This window comes from Oceanobacillus sp. CF4.6 (assembly GCF_051262635.1).
In the GTDB taxonomy this organism is placed as follows: domain Bacteria; phylum Bacillota; class Bacilli; order Bacillales; family Amphibacillaceae; genus Oceanobacillus.
Genome location: NZ_JBIMEX010000001.1, coordinates 467,825 through 487,084, shown reverse-complemented (window position 1 = coordinate 487,084; position 19,260 = coordinate 467,825). Strand labels below are relative to the sequence as shown.

Below are 19,260 nucleotides of genomic sequence, written 5' to 3'. Positions count from 1 at the left end.
TTATGTAAGGAAGTATAAAAATTTTTAATTAACTTTTTCCAGAAACTTTCCAAATCTATTGAAAAACTGCTAAAATAGAGAGCAAATGATTTTTAGGAAATAGAAATGAGTGATTTAAAAATGTGGGACGATTGGAAAGAGAAAATTAAAAATATATTTACAAAAGAAGTTGAAATAGAGGTGGAGGAAGTGGTTGAATTAGAATCACATAGCCACCACAATACAACCAATGGAAATCAAGAGTTAAAAGCTAAAATGATGTATCAATATCCGGATCGTAATTCTTTTCGATTCCCGGTTATTCCGGACGAGCCGAAACCAAAATGGGAAAAAGCCGAAGATAAACCAAAATCAACAAAAACAGATGATATTCCAGCATATCAGAAAAGGAAGCAGACACGGGCTGAGAGAAAACCTCGAGAAACAAAAATCAATCCGCCAGTGAGGCAAACATACAAGGAAACATTGGTAGAGAGCAGAAAAGTATACAAAAAGGATCCAAGTGTACCTTTTCAACTGACAGAAGTACCATCACCTATTTATGGCTTTCATAAAGAAAAGAAAAAAAAGGAAATTGAAAATATACCAGCTTATAAGCGCAAGGAATCGAAACAGGAGAGTTCGCTTGAAACCAAGCAACCAGTTCAAACAGATGTGACTGAAGATATGCATCATCCGTTGAATGTTGCCAGTGATCATTTGAAGGACAAGCCGGAGAAAAGCATTGTCACTCAGGAGAGCATACAACCTGAACAAGAAGATCCGAATAATGTAGTTGAATTGCATCATCAAGAAACTGCTGCTACAGCAGAATCAATGGAAGAACAGAAACACGAATCTGTTGAAGAAAAATCCGCTGTAAAAAAGGAAGATCGTCAGAAAAAGATTAACCCGATCAGCTCCAGAGAGAACAAAAAAGCTTATGAAAAGACAGCCAGTGAATATAAGCTGGAACCATTTAATGTGATAATGACGCCAAGGGATAAGAAAAATCTCTTTGACAGACAACAACGGGCGCTAACACAACAGCAAGAACAAGAACGTACGCATGCAGAAAAACAAATAAAACAAGAGCAACATCAAGCCCAAGTCTTACAGCCAACGGAAGAGAAACAGGAAGAACCTGTGAAGAACAAGCAGCAAATAGAACAACCGGCACAGGAACAAAATAAAATTCCATACCATCTGCTGAATGATCCAATTCCGAGAAGTAACGATGATCAGATTTGGGTCAGTGAACAACAAGAACTCTTGGAAAAGACGTTAAAGTACTTTAATGTTCGTGCCAAAGTCGTAAAAGCAACTCAAGGGCCATCTGTTACTAGATTCGAAGTACAGCCTGAAATGGGAGTGAAGGTAAGCAAGATTAAAAACCTTTCTGATGACCTTAAGTTGAATATGTCTGCAAGAGATATACGTATTGAAGCACCGATTCCAGGTAAAAATACAGTTGGGATCGAGATTCCAAACCGAAAATCCGAAATGGTAGGTTTGCAGGGCATTTTTGAAACAGATGACTTCAAAGAAAGCAAATCTCCCTTGAGCATTGCCCTTGGACTAACGATAGAAGGATACCCTAAAATTACAAACATACAAAAGATGCCGCATGGTTTGATTGCAGGTGCTACAGGTTCAGGGAAAAGTGTCTGTATCAATACGATACTAATCAGTTTGATTTACAAGGCGAGTCATGAGGATGTCAAATTCTTATTGATTGATCCGAAAATGGTGGAGCTTGCACCATATAATGGTATTCCTCATTTGGTAGCACCGGTGATTACCGATGTGAAAGCCGCAACGCAAAGTTTGAAATGGGCTGTCAATGAAATGGAAGAACGGTATGAAAAATTTGTGGAAGAAGGGGTTCGAGACATAGAACGCTATAACCAAAAAGTTATTAAACAGGGCAGAGGCAATCAGAAGATGCCATTTATTGTTATCGTTATTGATGAGCTGGCAGATTTAATGATGATGTCACCACAGGATGTCGAGGATTCCATTAGTCGAATCGCTCAGAAAGCAAGAGCTTGTGGAATCCATCTGCTATTGGCAACACAGCGACCGTCTGTGGATGTAATTACAGGTCTCATTAAGGCGAATATTCCGACTCGAATTGCCTTCAGCGTATCTTCCCAAATTGATTCACGCACCATCATCGACTCAAGTGGTGCAGATAAGCTCCTTGGAAGAGGGGATATGTTATTTGTAGAGAATGGAACCGGACAAAGCGTGAGATTGCAAGGCCCATTCGTATCTGATGAAGAAATCGAACGGGTAACAAGTTATGCAAGAAGTATTGCAGAACCGAACTATTTATTTGAACAGGAACAGCTCTTGGAACAGGTTCGTATGGATGAAGATGAGGACGAATTAATGGAGGAAGCCATTCAGTTTATCATGAATCAAAATAGTGCAAGTACATCCTTGCTGCAGCGTCACTTCAAGATTGGTTATAATCGAGCTGCACGACTGATTGATTCTTTGGAAGCGAGAGGTTATATTTCCGGTCAAAATGGAAGTAAGGCAAGAGATGTGCTCATTACACAGTCACAACTGGATGAATTGTAATTATTTGTTTGAATCTGAAAAATTATATATGATAGAGAAACCATGGCAATTGATAAGGAGAAAACATTCTATGAAAGAGATTAGTCAGAAACTCACAGGTGAAATAAAACGTCTCACGAATAAAACCTTTAAATTTGATGAACGTATTAAAGAAGGCTGGTTTTCAGCTGTATATTTTTTAAAAACAAAGGAAATCGCAGAAAAGAAATTACCTAATAATTATGTAACCATGCAATTTTTCCAAAAAGAAAATGCCGTATTATGTGGTACGGATGAAGCTATTGCATTGCTACATACATTTGCCGATAATCCTGAAACATTGGAAATTAACTCGTTAAAAGACGGAGATAAAATCACTCCATACGAAACCGTATTGACGATTTCTGGATCCTATCAACAATTTGGCTTTTTAGAAGGTCTAATAGATGGAATTCTTGCAAGAAGAACATCTGTAGCAACAAATGTATACAATGTGGTAAAAGCTGCACGAACCTCCGGGGAGCAAAAACCGGTTATCTTTATGGGTGATCGTGATGATCATTATACGACACAGGCCGGAGACGGTTATGCCGCATTTATCGGTGGTTCCACTGCCCAAGCTACCCATGCCATGAATGAATGGTGGGGGAAAGAAGGCATGGGGACGATGCCACATGCATTAATACAAATGTTTCGTGGAGACTTGGTAGCAGCTGCGAAAGCCTATCACGAACTATATCCTGAAGATGAATTAGCAGCACTCGTTGATTATAATAATGATGTAATTACAGATTCACTGAAAGTTGCAAGAGAATTCGGTGATAAACTGAAATCGGTTCGACTTGATACATCCCGTACACTTGTGGATAAATACTTCCTGAGAAACCATCATTTAATGGGGACTTTCGACCCGCGTGGTGTTAATCCGGAATTGCTGTTTGCATTAAGAAAGGCGCTCGATGAAGATGGCTTCCAGCATGTGAAAATTATGGTGACAGGTGGATTTACGGAAGATCGGATTACCGATTTTGAAAGAACAGGCGTACCGGTGGACATGTATGGAGTGGGAAGAAGTTTATTGCGACTTAATATTGGATTTACCGGGGATCTTGTCCTTTTCAATGGCAGTCCGGAAGCAAAAGAGGGACGACGGTTCAGACCTAATCCTCGTCTAGAAAAGGTTGACTACTTTAATCCAAATGAATAAGTTAGGAAAACCATTCAATTACAGCTAGTTTACAATTTGATAACATTTTCAGATGAAGCGCATTAGTGTTTGAAACAGAGTCAATCTTTGCTATAATGAAGCGGTGTGAAAATCCTTTCATACAATTTTTAAATTAACGTTTGTATGAACATGTTGGAGGTTCGTTTATGACAACTTACCATTTTATTGGTATTAAAGGGACGGGAATGAGTGCACTGGCACAAATCCTTCACGACTCTGGTGAAAAAGTTCAGGGGTCGGATGTAGAGAAGAAGTTTTTTACGCAGGAAGTTTTGGAAGAGAAGAACATACCAGTATTCCCTTTTTCTGAGAGTAATATTAAACAAGAATATACCGTTATTGCAGGTAATGCTTTTTCCGATGAGCATATAGAAATTCAAGAAGCGAAAAACCAAGGTTGTACATTTTACAGATACCATGAATTCCTGGGTGAATGGTTAAAACAATTCACCAGTATTGCTGTAACCGGTGCACATGGAAAGACTTCTACTACAGGACTGCTCGCACATGTTCTGGATGAGTCGTTCCCGATTTCCTATCTTATCGGAGATGGTACTGGAAACGGTCATGTGGACAGTAAGTATTTTGTGTTTGAAGCTTGTGAATATCGCCGCCATTTTCTGAGCTATGAACCCGACTATGCGATCATAACGAATATAGACTTTGATCATCCTGATTATTTTACGAGTCTCGACGATGTAATCGATGCGTTTCAGTCGATGGCAGACTTAGTTAAGAAATGTATTGTTGCCTGTGGCGATGATGAAGAATTGCAAAAAATTCATACGAAGGTTCCAGTGATTTATTACGGGTTTGCTGCAACGAATGATTTTCAGGCACAAAACGTAAAAGAAACAGAAGCTGGCACACAATTTGACGTTTTTGTTAGAAATACGTATTATGATACATTTACCATTCCAATGTTTGGAAATCATAATATTTTAAATGCCCTGGCAGTAATCGCAATTTGTCATTATGAGGGCATTGATGCAAAGTACATTAAAAAGCTTTATTCATTTAAAGGGGTTAAACGCCGTTTTACTGAAAAGAAGGTCGGAAATCAAGTAATTATTGACGACTATGCGCATCATCCAAAAGAGATTACAGCTACGATTGACTCTGCAAGAAGGAAATATCCGGGTAAACAAATTGTGGCTATTTTTCAACCGCATACCTTTACGAGAACCAAAACATTCTTACAAGAATTTGCTGATAGTTTAAGTGAAGCGGATGTTGTTTATTTATGTGATATTTTTGGGTCAGCAAGAGAAGAATCAGGCCAGTTGACCATTAATGATTTGCAGGAACGTATTCCAGATTGTTCCTTATTTGAATTAGACCATGCTGAAGTATTGCAGGAATATCAGGACAGTGTATTGGTTTTCATGGGTGCAGGGGATATTCAAAAATTCCAAAAAGCCTATGAGGATACATTGAATACTACTGTTAAGAAATAATTTTGAGAACCATCCGACTAGTTGGATGGTTCTCTTTCTATGTCCAAAAATCACAGACAAACAGCAACGTATCTTTAAGTAAGAATTTATTCGTAAAAATAGTTGTACCTTAAGCATTGAAGAGTTGAGATAAAATGCGACATAAGATTAGTAGCTTCAGTGGCCGCTCTGGGAAATACACTTACGGTTCGCGGGCGGCTGGTGAGGCCAACTTGCGCTAAGGCGGTGCGCTGTCTCACTGATGCCTCTGCTCCCGCAGAAGTCTCCGTGTATTTCCCAGAGCTGGTATAGTGTCCAACAAACAGTTACTAATCACTTTATTGAGTAGATAATGAATTCGCTCTATTAAGGCAGTTGATTGGAGCGGAGGACAGTTGACTCCTGCGGGAACAGCACGTGTCCGAAGACCCCGCAGAGTGGTTTTCTCGAGGAGGCTGAGGCCGTGCCCGCGGAAAGCAACTGTCCGTAGTGGAAATCAACCAGCAGTTACGTCGCAATTTATACATTTTGTAACATAAGCAATAAGTTTAAAAAATAATTAGGTAAAAGAATAAATTATAAAATAAAGAGGATTTATATCATATTTGTCGAAATTGTTAAGAGAAGAGTCTATACTAGAGATAAGTAGGTAACGAACTTCAACCTTACATATGTTTATCGTCGATTTTTTAGGGTAATATTGAAAAAGGGTAGGCTTCGTTCGGAATCGATAGGGACTTATCTGTATTAGAACTTACTTAACTTACTATTACATGCAAAAGGAGCTGAATCAGAAATGGAAATATTGTTATATATTGCCGCACTCATCGCTGCGCTTGCATTCGTCGTGCTGGTAGTATATGTAATTATCACATTAAAAGCAACGAAACAAACACTAAATGATGTATCAGGGACAATGCAAGGTCTGGAAAAGCAAATGCAGGGAGTAACTACAGAGACGACGGAGCTACTCAATAAAACGAATCGATTAGCGGATGATATTAATCATAAATCCACAAAATTGGATGGTTTATTTGAAGGAGCAAGAGGTATTGGAGATACAGTCAATGACTTCAATCAAACACTTAGACAGCTTTCAAGTATTATCTCCCGTAATTCCAAAGAAGATCAGGAAAAAGCGGCACAGGCTGTTAAATGGGGAGCATCGATTTTTGAGTATTGGAATAAGAAAAAAAATAAATAATATCAACTATAAATAGGAGGAAATTATATGTCAGAGAATAACAATAATATTAATTCGAAAGACTTTATTATCGGTACTCTAGTAGGAACAATGGTAGGGGTATCTGCTGCATTATTATTCGCACCAAAATCGGGAAGAGAGTTAAGAGGCAATATAAATCAAGGCGCAAATCAAGTGAAATACCGTGCTGGAGAGTTGAAAAATGTGGCACAGGAAAAAGGAACCGATTGGAAAGATAAAGCATACACAACAGGATCGGAATTAAGAAAAAAGGCAATGGATACAACCTCACAGCTGTCTAAAACAGTAACGCAACAATCACAGGACTTCAAAGATAATGTGGTTCAAAAAACAGGAGAATTTACAAAGAATGCAACTCAAAAGGCAGAAGAATTAAAAAATGACGCTTCCCAAAAAATACAGGAAGTTAAACAAGATGCCGGGCAAAAATCACAAGAAGTGAAGAAAGATGCGACGAGTCAGGCACAAGAATTAAAAAATACGGTGGATAATCAAGCAAAACAATCAAATAAGGAAGACTTGCAGGCAAAAGAAAAAGATGCTGTGAAAAGCAAACCTTCCAATACAATTAATTCGAAAAAAGAATAATTAATTAAAAGACCGCTCATTTTAGCATGTAGCGGTCTTTTAATTGATGAATTAACATAATAGCCTTACCTCCGTTATCTCATCGCAAACAATAGCCCATTCCTTAGGCTGTAAGCGTTCCTCTGGCCGTATTGGTATATTTCTACTCGTACTTTCTCCTACGCCTACTAGAGCCTTGTTTAGCCGCCTCATGGATTCCTGTATCAGTATACATGCCGCATTTTGCTCCACCATCAGTCAGTCCTTGTCAATGCTGCAACACACGTTGTTTAGCAAATAAATAAAGTACATATGGAGAGTTCGTAAATTTGATTCAGCTCCACGTGATAAGCTAACATCAACATAGGGAAAAGGATGTTCAATTACATGCATGTTGTCCAATTGTATGCTAACGGATTTAGTAATCTTTTACCATTGCTGCAAATTTCGCCACTTTTATTCAGGTAGGAGGTTGGTAACGGAGCGTGTACCGTTACGCAATGATAGGCTATAGACCTGCTTCAGCATCCCTTTCTGTTAACAGGAATGTTTGGTTTGAAATTCATATCTATTTATTTATAAACTTAATAGTGACAAATGGAAGAATTTTAGCTATAATTGTCACTAATTATTAAAAATAGTTAAAATTTGTAACAGGGGGCGCATAGGAAATGAGTAATGAAATGGAACAGCTTAGAAATCAATTAGATGATGTGAATTTGGAAATTCTGGAACGGATTAATCACCGTGCAGAACTTGTTCAGCAAATTGGGCAATTGAAAACAAAACAGAGCATCAAACGATTTGATCCAGTACGTGAAAGAGAAATGTTGGATAAAATTAAGGAAAGTAATAACGGGCCATTCCAAAATGCGACACTTGAACATATATTTAAAGAGATTTTTAAAGCTAGTCTTGAATTACAGGAAGACGATCACAGTAAAGCATTACTTGTGTCTCGTAAGAAGAAACCTGAGAATACGGTTGTAGACGTGAAAGGCAAAAAAGTTGGTGACGGAACGACAAGCTATGTATTTGGTCCGTGTGCAGTCGAAAGTTACGAGCAGGTTGCCGCTGTAGCTGAGTCTATAAAAGGTAAAGGCTTGAAACTGCTTCGCGGTGGCGCATTCAAACCCAGAACTTCGCCATATGACTTCCAAGGTCTTGGTGTAGAAGGACTTCAAATATTAAAACGCGTTGCTGATGAATATGATTTAGCTGTCATCAGTGAAATCGTAAATCCGGCACATATTGAAGAAGCAATTAACTATATTGATGTTATTCAAATTGGTGCAAGAAACATGCAAAACTTCGAATTACTAAAAGCAGCTGGAGATACAAATAAACCCGTATTATTAAAACGTGGTTTGTCAGCAACAATTGCTGAATTCATCAACGCTGCAGAATATATTATGTCACGTGGTAATGGTAATATCATTTTATGTGAACGTGGTATCAGAACGTATGAAACAGCAACTCGGAACACACTTGATATTTCTGCAGTACCGATCTTGAAACAGGAAACACATCTTCCAGTAATGGTTGATGTAACGCATTCTACTGGACGTCGTGATTTACTTCTTCCAACAGCAAAAGCTGCTCTTGCAATTGGAGCAGATGGTGTGATGGCAGAAGTTCATCCAGATCCAGCTGTAGCGTTATCTGATTCGGCTCAACAAATGGATATTCCTACATTTGATAAATTCTTTAACGAAATAAAAGATGTTGAAAATCGTTTAAAATAATAGAAGTGGCTGATCCTTTTTAGCGATCAGCCTTTCTTTTTGTGTTAAAATAAATAAACAGAAAGATTAGTACAAGGTTGAGATTTGATGAATAATAGTGTTGTATAGCGTCTGACTGTGATGGTACAGCATAATTTTGTGGTGCAATTTTTTGTAATTTTTTTCATGGTAGAGTATCATATAGAGAAAGAAGTCGATTTGTAATTTTTTTAGGAGGTAGACTTAGATGAACATAACGATATATGATGTAGCAAGAGAGGCAAATGTCTCCATGGCTACCGTTTCACGTGTTGTAAATGGCAACCCGAACGTTAAACCAACAACACGCAAAAAGGTATTAGCAACTATTGAACGATTAGGCTATCGCCCAAACGCAGTTGCCAGAGGATTGGCAAGTAAGAAAACAACGACAGTTGGTGCGATTATCCCTGATATTTCTAATATCTTTTTTTCCGAACTTGCGCGTGGGATAGAAGATATTGCAACGATGTACAAATATAACATTATTTTAAGTAGTTCCGATCAGAATAAAGATAAAGAACTTCAGTTAATTAACACCATGTTGGAAAAACAGGTGGATGGTATTCTGTTTATGGGTGGGAATATAACCGATGAACATACCCATCAATTTAAAACATCTTCGGTACCGATCGTGCTCGCATCTACATATGATCCAACCGATACGATTCCTACGGTTAATATTGACTATGAACTTGCAGCATACGAAGCAACGAAGCATTTAATAGAAAATGGTCATAAACAACCTGCTCTGGTAGCGAGCAAATTGAATACGAGTGTTAATGTACTTAAATATAATGGCTATATTCGTGCATTGAAAGAGTCTAACATTGAAGTGAACGAAGATTTGATTATTAAAGGCGTGTACGCTTATCAAACAGGACTCACTGCTGTGGAAGAATTACTGGCTTTGGATGAGAAACCTACAGCTGTATTTGTTACTTATGATGAAATTGCTTTAGGGGTCATTCATGGTGCACAGGACATGGGTTTAAACGTACCAGATGATCTTGAAGTATTTGGCTTTGATAATACAAGATTGGCTACAATGGTCAGACCAACACTTACTACAATCGTACAGCCAACGTATGATATTGGGGCAGTTGCCATGCGCCTTCTTACCAAATATATGAATAAAGAAGAAGTAGAAGATAAAAATGTGGTTTTACCTCATCGAATTGAGTTGAGAAACTCAACATTAAATAATTAATGCCGATATAAATAGTAAATCAAATAGTGTTCAAAAAGTTACCAGTGGATCATCGGGAGGTTCTGCTCTACTCCGCTGCAGGTAACATTTTGAACGCTTCTTGTTTAGTAAAGCTATGGGGAGATAATGAATATGAGAAAACGTGATATATTAACTCCGGTCGGTATTACCTTGGGTTTTATTATGATTATGTTGGCTATTCTAACGAAAAGCGGTACGGGGGGAATAGCATCTTTTGCAGATATTCCTTCTATTTTTATTGTGATCGGTGGCTTAATCGCTTCCATGCTTATCACTTTTAAAATGGAACAGTTAAAGTTAACGAGTGCCATATGGAAAGAAGCATTTCATAAAAATGACATGCAACTTTCAGAGTTAATCCATTTATTTATTCGATTATCTGAGCGTGCTAGAAGAGAGGGAATTCTTGCTCTGGAAAATGAACTGGAAGAGGTGGAAGATCCCTTTATAAAAAAAGGAATTCTGCTTGCTGTCGATGGAATTGAACCGGAAGTAATATCAGATATTTTGTATGCTGAAATCACAGCATTGGAGGATCGACATTATAAAGGTAGAATGCTCATCGAAAAAGCGGCAGAATATGCACCTGCATGGGGAATGATTGGTACACTAATTGGACTTGTTCTAATGCTGAATACACTATCAGATCCTAGTACTCTTGGTCCGAGTATGGCTGTTGCACTTCTAACGACTCTTTATGGAACGGTTCTTGCAAATCTGGTATTTACCCCGATGGCAGCCAAACTGGAAGCCAAGACGGAGGAAGAAGTTTTTACAAAGCAGATCATCATCGAAGGGATTATTGGTGTTCAATCAGGCCAGAATCCACGTATTTTGGAAGAAAAACTTAGTGCATTCCTTCCGAAAGATTCCAAACAACGAAAAGAGAAAGAAGATGCTGCAGGTTACGTAGGGGAGAGCGTAAATGAAACGTAGAGAGATCAAGCGTAAAAAAAATAATGGGGCACCAAAGTGGATGGTTACGTATTCTGACATGGTGACACTAATATTGGTTTTTTTCATTTTGCTTTTCTCTATGTCGCAAATCGATCATGTAAAATTTGATGCCATATCGGAATCGTTTCAGAACCGAATGATCTTTGATTTTTTCCCATCCCCGGTTCCGATGGAGAACCCTACTGAAAGCACGGACCATATGGAGAGTGGAGAAGAGACCAATGAATTTGATACACCAACCCAAATGGATAACGTAACGGATAAGGATGAACCGGAAAAAGAAGATTCTCTAAATGATTTAGTGCAAAACGTAGAAAATTATTTGGATGAATATGAACTGAATAATGTTATTTCAGCAGACCGAACAGAGCGAGGAGTCGTTCTCGTGCTTCAGGAGAGTATTTTATTTGACTCTGGGGAAGCCAATATTTTGGATGAAGGTCAACCATTTCTCGATCGTATCGGTACATTGTTAAGCGATATCCCGAATCATGTTAAAGTTGAAGGGCATACAGATTCAAGGCCAATTTCCAATTATCGTTTCCCTTCAAACTGGGAGTTGTCCGGTGCTAGAGCAAGCAGTGTCGTTCGTTATCTAATCAGTGAAAATGATTTAGATATAGCCCGGTTTTCAACCGTGGGTTATGCGGACACAAGACCACTGGTTCCAAATTCCCCGGAAAACTGGAGTCAAAACCGCCGTGTGGAAATCGTAATCTTGGAAACTGACAATGAAGATGGAGCTGAAAATTGACCAGCTCCTATTACTTTTTCTATCTATTTAATTGTTTTTGTATATTTTAGGAGGCTCTGCAATAGTTTATCGTTTTTCTCCGTTATTTCAGCTTTTCTAGGAATGTCAGGTAGTACTTCACTGTTATCGTGCCAAAATAGAGGAAGATCAACAGGTGAATCAATTTGCCATTTTGTAATCCATTCTTTAGGAATAGACCCTTTTGCAGGCTCCCCAGTTTTCATTACATTCCAAACCTGCGCCCATGCACGGGGTACAACGCGCCACATGTCGTATCCACCACCGCCGGTAGCAATCCACTTGCCATTACAATATTGATGTGCCATTTCATGTGCAACAAGAGGAATTTGATCAAATATACGCATGGATCCACAGAGGTGTGTCAGCGGATCAAAACAATGGGCATCTGCACCATTCTGGGTTACAATAATATCTGGTTTGAAAAATTCAGCAATCTCTTTGAATGCGGTTTCATAAACATGTAAAAATGATTCATCCTGGGTAAAAGCATCGATTGGTAGATTAAAAGAATAACCATGACCGTGCTTTATACCGCGTTCATTTACATTACCAGTTCCAGGGAAAAGATACCTGCCTGTTTCATGTATGGAGAAGGTACAGACATTCGGATCGTCATAAAAAGCCCATTGCACACCGTCTCCATGGTGTGCATCCGTGTCTACATACAATACTTTTAGATCATATTTTTTACGAATGTATTTAATTGCAACAGCACTGTCATTATAAATGCAAAATCCTGCTGCTTTTCGCTGAAATCCATGATGTAATCCACCACCAAGATTTAAGGCATGATCCCTGTTTCCGCTCAGTACTTCATCGACAGCGGTTAACGTTCCACCTACCAGATAACTGCTGGCTTCATGCATATTTGCAAAAATGGGTGTATCCTCGGTTCCTAAACCATATTCATAACCTTCATCCTCACTTAATAAACCCTCACCGCCGCGCTTAACAGCATGGATAAAATCATAATCATGGAAAAGCGCAAGTTCCTCATCTGTAGCCATTCTCGGTGGGATAATATCTTGGACATGTAACGTATCGTTCGTCTCCAATAATTCCTTGGCCAGCAAAACTCTTTTCTGATTAAATGGATGCTCATCATTAAATCGATACTTCAGGAAATCTTCAGAGAATACAAAACCTGCACTTCCACTCATCGCCTTGGCTCCGCAATATTATTTGGCCACAGCAATTGATAACCCGCTTCACGCAAATCCTGAATAACAGGCATGGGATTCAGTGTTTGAATACGGAATACGAGAATCTTATAATCAGGATCACTTTGATAAGGATAAATCAGAACAGATACGATATTGGTTTTTCGTTTTCCAAAAATAGCAGTAACCTCAGGAAGTATTCCCGGACGGTGGGGAACTTTCACTTCAATAAGAGAGCTCTGTACATGGGTTCCGGTTAATTGAATTAATGTATAGAGCATATCTTTTTCCGTTATGATACCTATAAGGCGATTATTACTAACAACAGGAAGGCATGCAATTTCCTTATTGTAAAAAATAGCAGCAATCTCCTCGACAAAATCCATAGGGTGTATCGTGATTACGGGATGACTCATAATCGTTTGAATCTCATTATTTAATTCACTACTGTCCGCATCTGTAAGAAATATAGAGGGACTTGCATCTCTTACATCCCGATCTGATACGATTCCAATTACTTGCTTTTCATCATCCACGATAGGGAGATGCCTAATCTTGTTCTTCTGCAGCAATAGCAATGCTTCTGCAATGGTTGCTGTTGGATTTAGTGTAATGACTTCTGTTTTCATTATATCTTCTACCAGCATTTTATAAACCCTCTCTCATATTTCGAAAATTATGCCTTGCTAAAAAGCGAAGTTTATCAAACTGTTGAATCGATTCATCTGGTACATTTTTGCCGATACGGACCATTAAACAATTGGCAGGATGGGAAATGATTTCTGGATCATCTGTAGGAGCAGGGAGTAAGCCTCCTGCAGCCATCATTTTTTCCATCACTTTTCGGTAGTCCCAGATGCTCAGTTTTGTACCTTCTAGATCCCAATGCCAATAATATTCTGTTGAAATTACGATATAATTCTCCATATAATCATCCATCATGGATAGCTTGATCAGGTTGGATGACACTCTTGCTCCGCGGTATGCAGGTATCATTTCAATTGCACCAAGCTCGATTAAATCATTCATATTGAATTCAGACCATCTCTCCAGAGGATCCGGGTGTAAATACGTGACATAACCAACAATGGTATCATCTGTTCTCGCAACAAGGATTCGACCCTCCGGAAATTCTGCAATACTCAAAAGCGCTTCGAATTGCTTGTGGGCAGGTCTGAACGCGGTTAACTGTTCATGAAAATGGTGTTGTTTTAGTTCATTTGAAGATAGTGGCCCTTCAATAACAATTGGTCCAAGATCTGTTTCATAGGAAAAAGAATGATAAGTTTTGGCATGTTCCATTTGTTCACCACCTGTTTTTAATGCGCTTACACTAATCATTATACAGGAGTTTTTGCTTTATTTTGAGTGTTTTATAAAAGTTGTTGGAAATATTATTTAATTCGAAAGATAGAGAAGTAGGGGATAGGGGTTGGGCTAATAAACAAGTGCTTTTAGGTAAAACAAAAAAGGGAGCGAATTGCTCCCTTTGCAAATTAATTATTATCTTCTTCGTTTTCCTCATCCTCATTTTCAGGAGCATTCGACTCATCTTCTGACGGATCGGTTTCTTCATTTTCACTGTTTTCTTGTTCATTAGCCGGTTTTTCTTCACCATTTGATGAATCCTCTTCATTTGAAGGTTCTTCACTTGTCGAAGCTTCTTCGTCATTTACGGTTTCTACCTCTTTTTTCTCTTTTTTCTCTTCTTTCTTATCTGGTGTTTCATTTTCATCTTTTGGTGTTTCACCGATGATTACTTCACTTGACGCTTTCGATTCCATCCCGAAGTAGTCAACCGCTTTTACGATATAGATGGCATTTCCATTTCCAACTCCAAAGTTAGTGGACTTCGAGCTTCCAATTAGCTTAAAGTTTCCTCCAGGGGAAGTGGAGCGATAGATGCGATAACCAACAACATCTTTACTTCCCGGTTTTTCCCACGTTAATTTGTCACCTGATTTTCTAACGGATGTTGGAGCGCCTGGAGCTTTGCCGTCATCTGAGATACTGCTGCCAACTTTCCCTCTTGGTATACCGATTTTTGACCACTTATCGGTCTCGGTTCTCGGGTAAAGTTTAGTGAGGTCATCCAGGTCATCATAACCATTTCTTTCAAGCCATTCAGGGTTAAAGGTGAGACCATTGCCTTCAGTAAATTCAGATGGTGTATTCGGACCTGCCACAACTGATTTACCATTCACGATCACCTGATTGCCAGTCGTTAAACTGTCATCTGTTTCGGTCGGTACAAATTTGGCATTGAATATATCCGTTTTCACCAATCCGGCATTCTTACATAGCTCGGATGGGAGCATGCCAGAAATTGCACAATAACTTTTTTCTACGATGCCATCTGGTCGTTCAAATCGCTCGGTTGGTGCAACAAGATCTGGTCTTATATCTGCTGCTGCATTGATTAATTGTGACCAAAGCTTTAGATTTCGTTGACTGTAGCTTAATGGATAAGGATGATTGATTGGATAAGGTGTATCATAACCAATCCATGTTCCAAATGTTACGTTTGGATTCGTTGCTACAAACCATGCATCATGATAATCATTCGAAGTACCTGATTTACCTGCCCAGTCAACACCACCATGTTTTAGTTGGCTGTTTATATAATCTGCAGTCCCACCTGAAATTACACCACGCATCATATCAATTGTTAAGTAGGTTGTTTGTGGTGAAAATACTTCAACAGGTTCTGGTTCATGTACATAAACAGCTTCTCCATCATTCGTAGTTATTTTTTCAATCATATAACCATCCACAAATTCGCCGTTATTTCCAAAAGTAGTAAAGGCATTGGTGTTTTCTTCGACAGTAATACCTCTTTGCATAGCTCCAAGTGAAAGGGAGAGATTACTATGATCTGCTGGTTCTAATGAAGTAATACCCATCTTTTTCAAATAATGAGTTGCTGGATCATCATTTATAATTTTCAAGTACGTATCTGCAGCAGGAATATTATAAGATTTAGCTAGTGCTGTACGTGCAGATACCATACCATAATAACCACCGCCGTAATTCTTTGGCTCCCAGTTTGCTTGTCCTGGAATAACATAAGACCTATTATAATCAGCTATAGGAGTACCTGGCTGAACAACGCCTTTTTCCAAGGCTGGTGCATAATTCAGTAAAGGTTTAATCGTACTACCGATAGAACGTTCTGCCTGTGTTGCGTAGTTGAATTCATTATTTTCATCATCACCACGCCCACCAACAAAACTAATAATTCTTCCGGTACTGTTTTCAATTAACATTCCACCGGTTTGAATGATATCGGTAACTTCATAGGCTTCTCCCTCAGCATTTGTTTCTGTGAAGGTCCTGCTATTACCGAAATCTTGATAATTCTGGACTATTTCCTGAAATACATCATAAATCTCTTTATCAATTGTGGAATGAATTTCGTACCCATTCATTCTCATTGCACGATCAGCGAGGATATCATATTCCTCACTAAGCTCGTCATTGTCTTTTAAATCATCATCTGAATATCCGTCTTCTTTAAGTAAATTATCTTTTATAATATCTTTAGCTCTTTTTTCGATTTCAACTGTCAGATAAGGATATATTTCATTTGGTGAAGGTTGATCTTCTTTAAAGTCTGCAACAATATCATAATTCAGTGCTTTTTCAAGTTCTTCTTTTGTTATATATTCCATTTCATGCATCCGATTCAATACAGTTTGCATTCGATTTAATCCTGGTTGAATACCTGCTTCATCTTTTAAACCGCCAGTATTTACAAATGGTGTATAAGCGGAAGGACTTTGTGGTAGGCCAGCAAGATAGGCTGCTTGTGCCAAATTGACTTCATCTGCATCTATTCCAAAAATACCTTGTGATGCAGTTTGTATCCCAGCAATATTTCTTCCTGAAGAATTACGACCATACGGTATAATATTTAAATAGGTCTCAAGAATCTCATCTTTTTCAAAAAACTTCTCGAGTCGTAATGCGAGTAAGATTTCTTTTGCCTTTCTTTCAAAAGATACTTCATTTGTCAGAATCTGATTTTTAATCAACTGTTGGGTTAATGTACTACCACCTGTCTGAACGGAGGAGTTCGTAACTTCCTGAACTACTGCACGCATAATCGCCTTTGGAACGACACCATTATGCTCCGTAAAGTACTCGTCTTCTGTTGCAATCACTGCTTCCAAAAGAATAGGGGAAACATCTTCCAATGTTGTTTCTTCCCGATAAATGTCAGATCTTACATCTCCAAAATAAACATCATCCGCAAAATAAAGTTTAGACGTTTCCGAATAATTATAAATATCTTGTGCCATTGTTTCTTTACTTCGGATTGGCTCGTCCTTTACAAGTGATGCAAAGTAGCCTGCACCGACACCTCCAACAAAAACAAATAAGAGAAAGCCAACTACAATTACAAAGAGAATAACATTCCACACGACATCATAAGTAATTCTTGATGAGCGCTGAACTTTTCCGGTTTTCCAGACAGACTTTGCCTTATTCATATAGGATTGAAACTTATCTTTTAAATCCATTCGTAAACCCCCTAAATTCTTTTATAATTATAGCATAACTACATTTTATGTTGTATAATATTTGGAAAAGATATATTGCAATTTCATTACATATATGCTAAGAATGTATAATAAACTAATTGCTATGAAGGATCGAAGTAACTTTGCAAATCCCTTTTTAAGAGAGCTGGCGGTAGGTGCAAGCCAGTATACATTTGCAGGTGAATTACAGTCCGGAGCATTTCTTTTGGATAAAACTAATTTATTACAGAAGAACGGTGGAGACATCGTTATCAATCCCAAGTGGCTGTTTTCCAGCAACAAGGGTGGTACCGCGTGTTAAACTCGTCCCTTATCTATGATAAGGGACGAGTTTTTTGATTTCAAAATTTAAGATGGAGAGTGGTAAACATGGATATTTTACAGGATTTAGAAAGCCGCGGATTAATACATCAAACAACGGATAGAGAGGGATTGGAGAAACACTTAAAAGAAAATCAGGTAACATTGTATTGTGGGTTTGATCCAACGGCGGACAGCTTGCATATCGGCCACTTAGTTCCATTAACCATGCTAAAACGTTTTCAGCAAGCAGGTCATAAACCGATTGCTCTTGTTGGCGGAGGCACAGGAATGATTGGTGATCCAAGTGGCAGATCCAGTGAGCGTTCTTTGAACACAAGTGAAATCGTTAAAGGATATGCAGATAAAATTCAGGATCAAATCGGAAAACTTGTTGACTTAGACACAGAGGATAACCCGGTTCAGTCCCGTAATAATCATGATTGGCTTGGCAGTATGACAGTTATTGATTTTCTACGTGATGCCGGAAAGCATTTTGGCATCAACTATATGCTCGCAAAAGAATCTGTCTCTGCGCGAATTGAAAAAGGAATTACCTTTACTGAATTCAGCTATATGATTCTTCAGTCTCTCGATTTTCTTAAACTATATGAACAGGAAAACTGTACCGTCCAGATTGGTGGAAGCGATCAATGGGGGAATATCACAGCCGGCATGGAGCTTATCCGCCGTTCTAGAGAAAATCAGGATGAAGAAGTTAAAGTATTTGGGCTTACTGTTCCATTGATTACAAAAGCAGACGGTACTAAATTTGGCAAAACAGCAGGCAATGCGATATGGCTAGATGCGGATAAAACTTCGCCATATGAGTTTTACCAGTTTTGGATAAACACGGATGACCGTGACGTTATTAAATTTACCCGCTACTTTACATTCCTTTCTAAAGAGGAAATTTCAGAATTAGAAGATGAAATTGCAAACCACCCGGAAAACCGTGTTGCTCAAAAACGTCTTGCCGAAGAGGTGACGAAAACGGTTCATAGTGAAGAAGCATTGAAGCAGGCCGAGAAAATTTCTCAAGCATTATTCAGTGGGGACTTGAAACAATTATCCGTAACGGAGATTGAGCAAGGATTTAAAGATGTACCGACTTACCAGACGGAAAAGGAAGATACAGGTTTAATTGATTTACTTGTGAATGCATCGATTTCTTCATCGAAGAGACAGGCAAGGGAAGACATAAAGAGTGGTGCCGTATATATTAATGGAGAAAGAGTACAGGAATTGGACTACGTTCTGACCTCAGCAGATCGGATCGAAGAGACCTTTACCATTATTCGCCGCGGGAAGAAAAAATACTTCCTCGTTAGTTACAATTAGCATCAAAAAACATCAGCCTAGGCTGGTGTTTTTTTGATATTTACGCTGCTAAGAAAATGATGGATGAAGACCAGGCATGGATTACTAATGTGAGAGAAAAAAGAGGGGAAAAATAGAATAGACAACAAATAAGTAGATCTTTGTAAATAAAAAAACGGTGACATCCATTTATTTTGGATATCACCG

Annotated in this window: 14 protein-coding genes and 1 other annotated feature; of the genes, 10 read left to right on the top strand and 4 right to left on the bottom strand. The window is 38.5% G+C overall.

What is annotated here, in order from left to right:
- The first annotated feature begins 105 nt into the window (after window positions 1-105).
- The 9 genes from ACHABU_RS02590 to motS all read left to right on the top strand — a co-directional run bounded on the left by ACHABU_RS02590 (window position 106) and on the right by motS (window position 11,708).
- On the top strand, window positions 106-2,568 hold the full coding sequence (locus ACHABU_RS02590) for a DNA translocase FtsK (RefSeq protein ID WP_435761946.1): 2,463 nt from the start codon (window positions 106-108) through the stop codon (window positions 2,566-2,568).
- Window positions 2,569-2,638: 70 nt separating this feature from the next.
- Window positions 2,639-3,754: a nicotinate phosphoribosyltransferase gene (locus ACHABU_RS02585; protein WP_435761944.1), complete on the top strand. Its 1,116-nt coding sequence runs from the start codon at window positions 2,639-2,641 to the stop codon at window positions 3,752-3,754.
- Between the two features lie 167 nt (window positions 3,755-3,921).
- Entirely contained in the window at window positions 3,922-5,232 is a 1,311-nt protein-coding gene (murC, locus tag ACHABU_RS02580) for a UDP-N-acetylmuramate--L-alanine ligase (protein ID WP_435761942.1), read from the top strand.
- Between the two features lie 775 nt (window positions 5,233-6,007).
- Window positions 6,008-6,415, top strand: a complete 408-nt coding sequence (locus ACHABU_RS02575; protein WP_435761940.1) for a DUF948 domain-containing protein — start codon at window positions 6,008-6,010, stop codon at window positions 6,413-6,415.
- A gap of 27 nt (window positions 6,416-6,442) precedes the next feature.
- Window positions 6,443-7,024, top strand: coding sequence for a YtxH domain-containing protein (locus ACHABU_RS02570; protein WP_435761938.1), 582 nt, complete (start codon window positions 6,443-6,445; stop codon window positions 7,022-7,024).
- 650 nt (window positions 7,025-7,674) lie between these two features.
- The gene (locus tag ACHABU_RS02565; protein WP_435761936.1) at window positions 7,675-8,748 is read left to right on the top strand and encodes a bifunctional 3-deoxy-7-phosphoheptulonate synthase/chorismate mutase; all 1,074 of its coding nucleotides are present in this window, start codon (window positions 7,675-7,677) and stop codon (window positions 8,746-8,748) included.
- A 226-nt stretch (window positions 8,749-8,974) separates the two neighbouring features.
- Complete coding sequence (gene ccpA / locus ACHABU_RS02560; protein WP_435761934.1) at window positions 8,975-9,976, top strand: catabolite control protein A; 1,002 nt, start codon at window positions 8,975-8,977, stop codon at window positions 9,974-9,976.
- A 132-nt stretch (window positions 9,977-10,108) separates the two neighbouring features.
- Complete coding sequence (motP, locus tag ACHABU_RS02555; protein WP_435761932.1) at window positions 10,109-10,933, top strand: flagellar motor protein MotP; 825 nt, start codon at window positions 10,109-10,111, stop codon at window positions 10,931-10,933.
- Window positions 10,923-11,708, top strand: coding sequence for a flagellar motor protein MotS (gene motS, locus ACHABU_RS02550; protein WP_435761930.1), 786 nt, complete (start codon window positions 10,923-10,925; stop codon window positions 11,706-11,708). The genes motP and motS overlap by 11 nt, the downstream gene beginning before the upstream one ends.
- 23 nt (window positions 11,709-11,731) lie before the next feature.
- Here motS and ACHABU_RS02545 read toward each other — a convergent pair whose 3' ends face one another.
- From ACHABU_RS02545 to ACHABU_RS02530, 4 genes are all read right to left on the bottom strand, one after another.
- Complete coding sequence (locus ACHABU_RS02545) at window positions 11,732-12,889, bottom strand: acetoin utilization protein AcuC (RefSeq protein WP_435761928.1); 1,158 nt, start codon at window positions 12,887-12,889, stop codon at window positions 11,732-11,734.
- Entirely contained in the window at window positions 12,886-13,536 is a 651-nt protein-coding gene (locus tag ACHABU_RS02540; RefSeq protein WP_435761926.1) for an acetoin utilization AcuB family protein, read from the bottom strand. Before ACHABU_RS02540 ends, ACHABU_RS02545 begins: the two co-directional genes overlap by 4 nt.
- A gap of 1 nt (window position 13,537) precedes the next feature.
- Complete coding sequence (locus tag ACHABU_RS02535) at window positions 13,538-14,191, bottom strand: GNAT family N-acetyltransferase (protein WP_435761924.1); 654 nt, start codon at window positions 14,189-14,191, stop codon at window positions 13,538-13,540.
- 194 nt (window positions 14,192-14,385) lie between these two features.
- Window positions 14,386-17,412, bottom strand: a complete 3,027-nt coding sequence (locus ACHABU_RS02530) for a transglycosylase domain-containing protein (protein WP_435761922.1) — start codon at window positions 17,410-17,412, stop codon at window positions 14,386-14,388.
- Between the two features lie 115 nt (window positions 17,413-17,527).
- Window positions 17,528-17,747, top strand: a binding site (T-box leader).
- Between the two features lie 55 nt (window positions 17,748-17,802).
- Between ACHABU_RS02530 and tyrS the strand changes: the two genes are divergently transcribed.
- Entirely contained in the window at window positions 17,803-19,074 is a 1,272-nt protein-coding gene (gene tyrS / locus ACHABU_RS02525; RefSeq protein ID WP_435761920.1) for a tyrosine--tRNA ligase, read from the top strand.
- The last annotated feature ends 186 nt before the right edge of the window (window positions 19,075-19,260 follow it).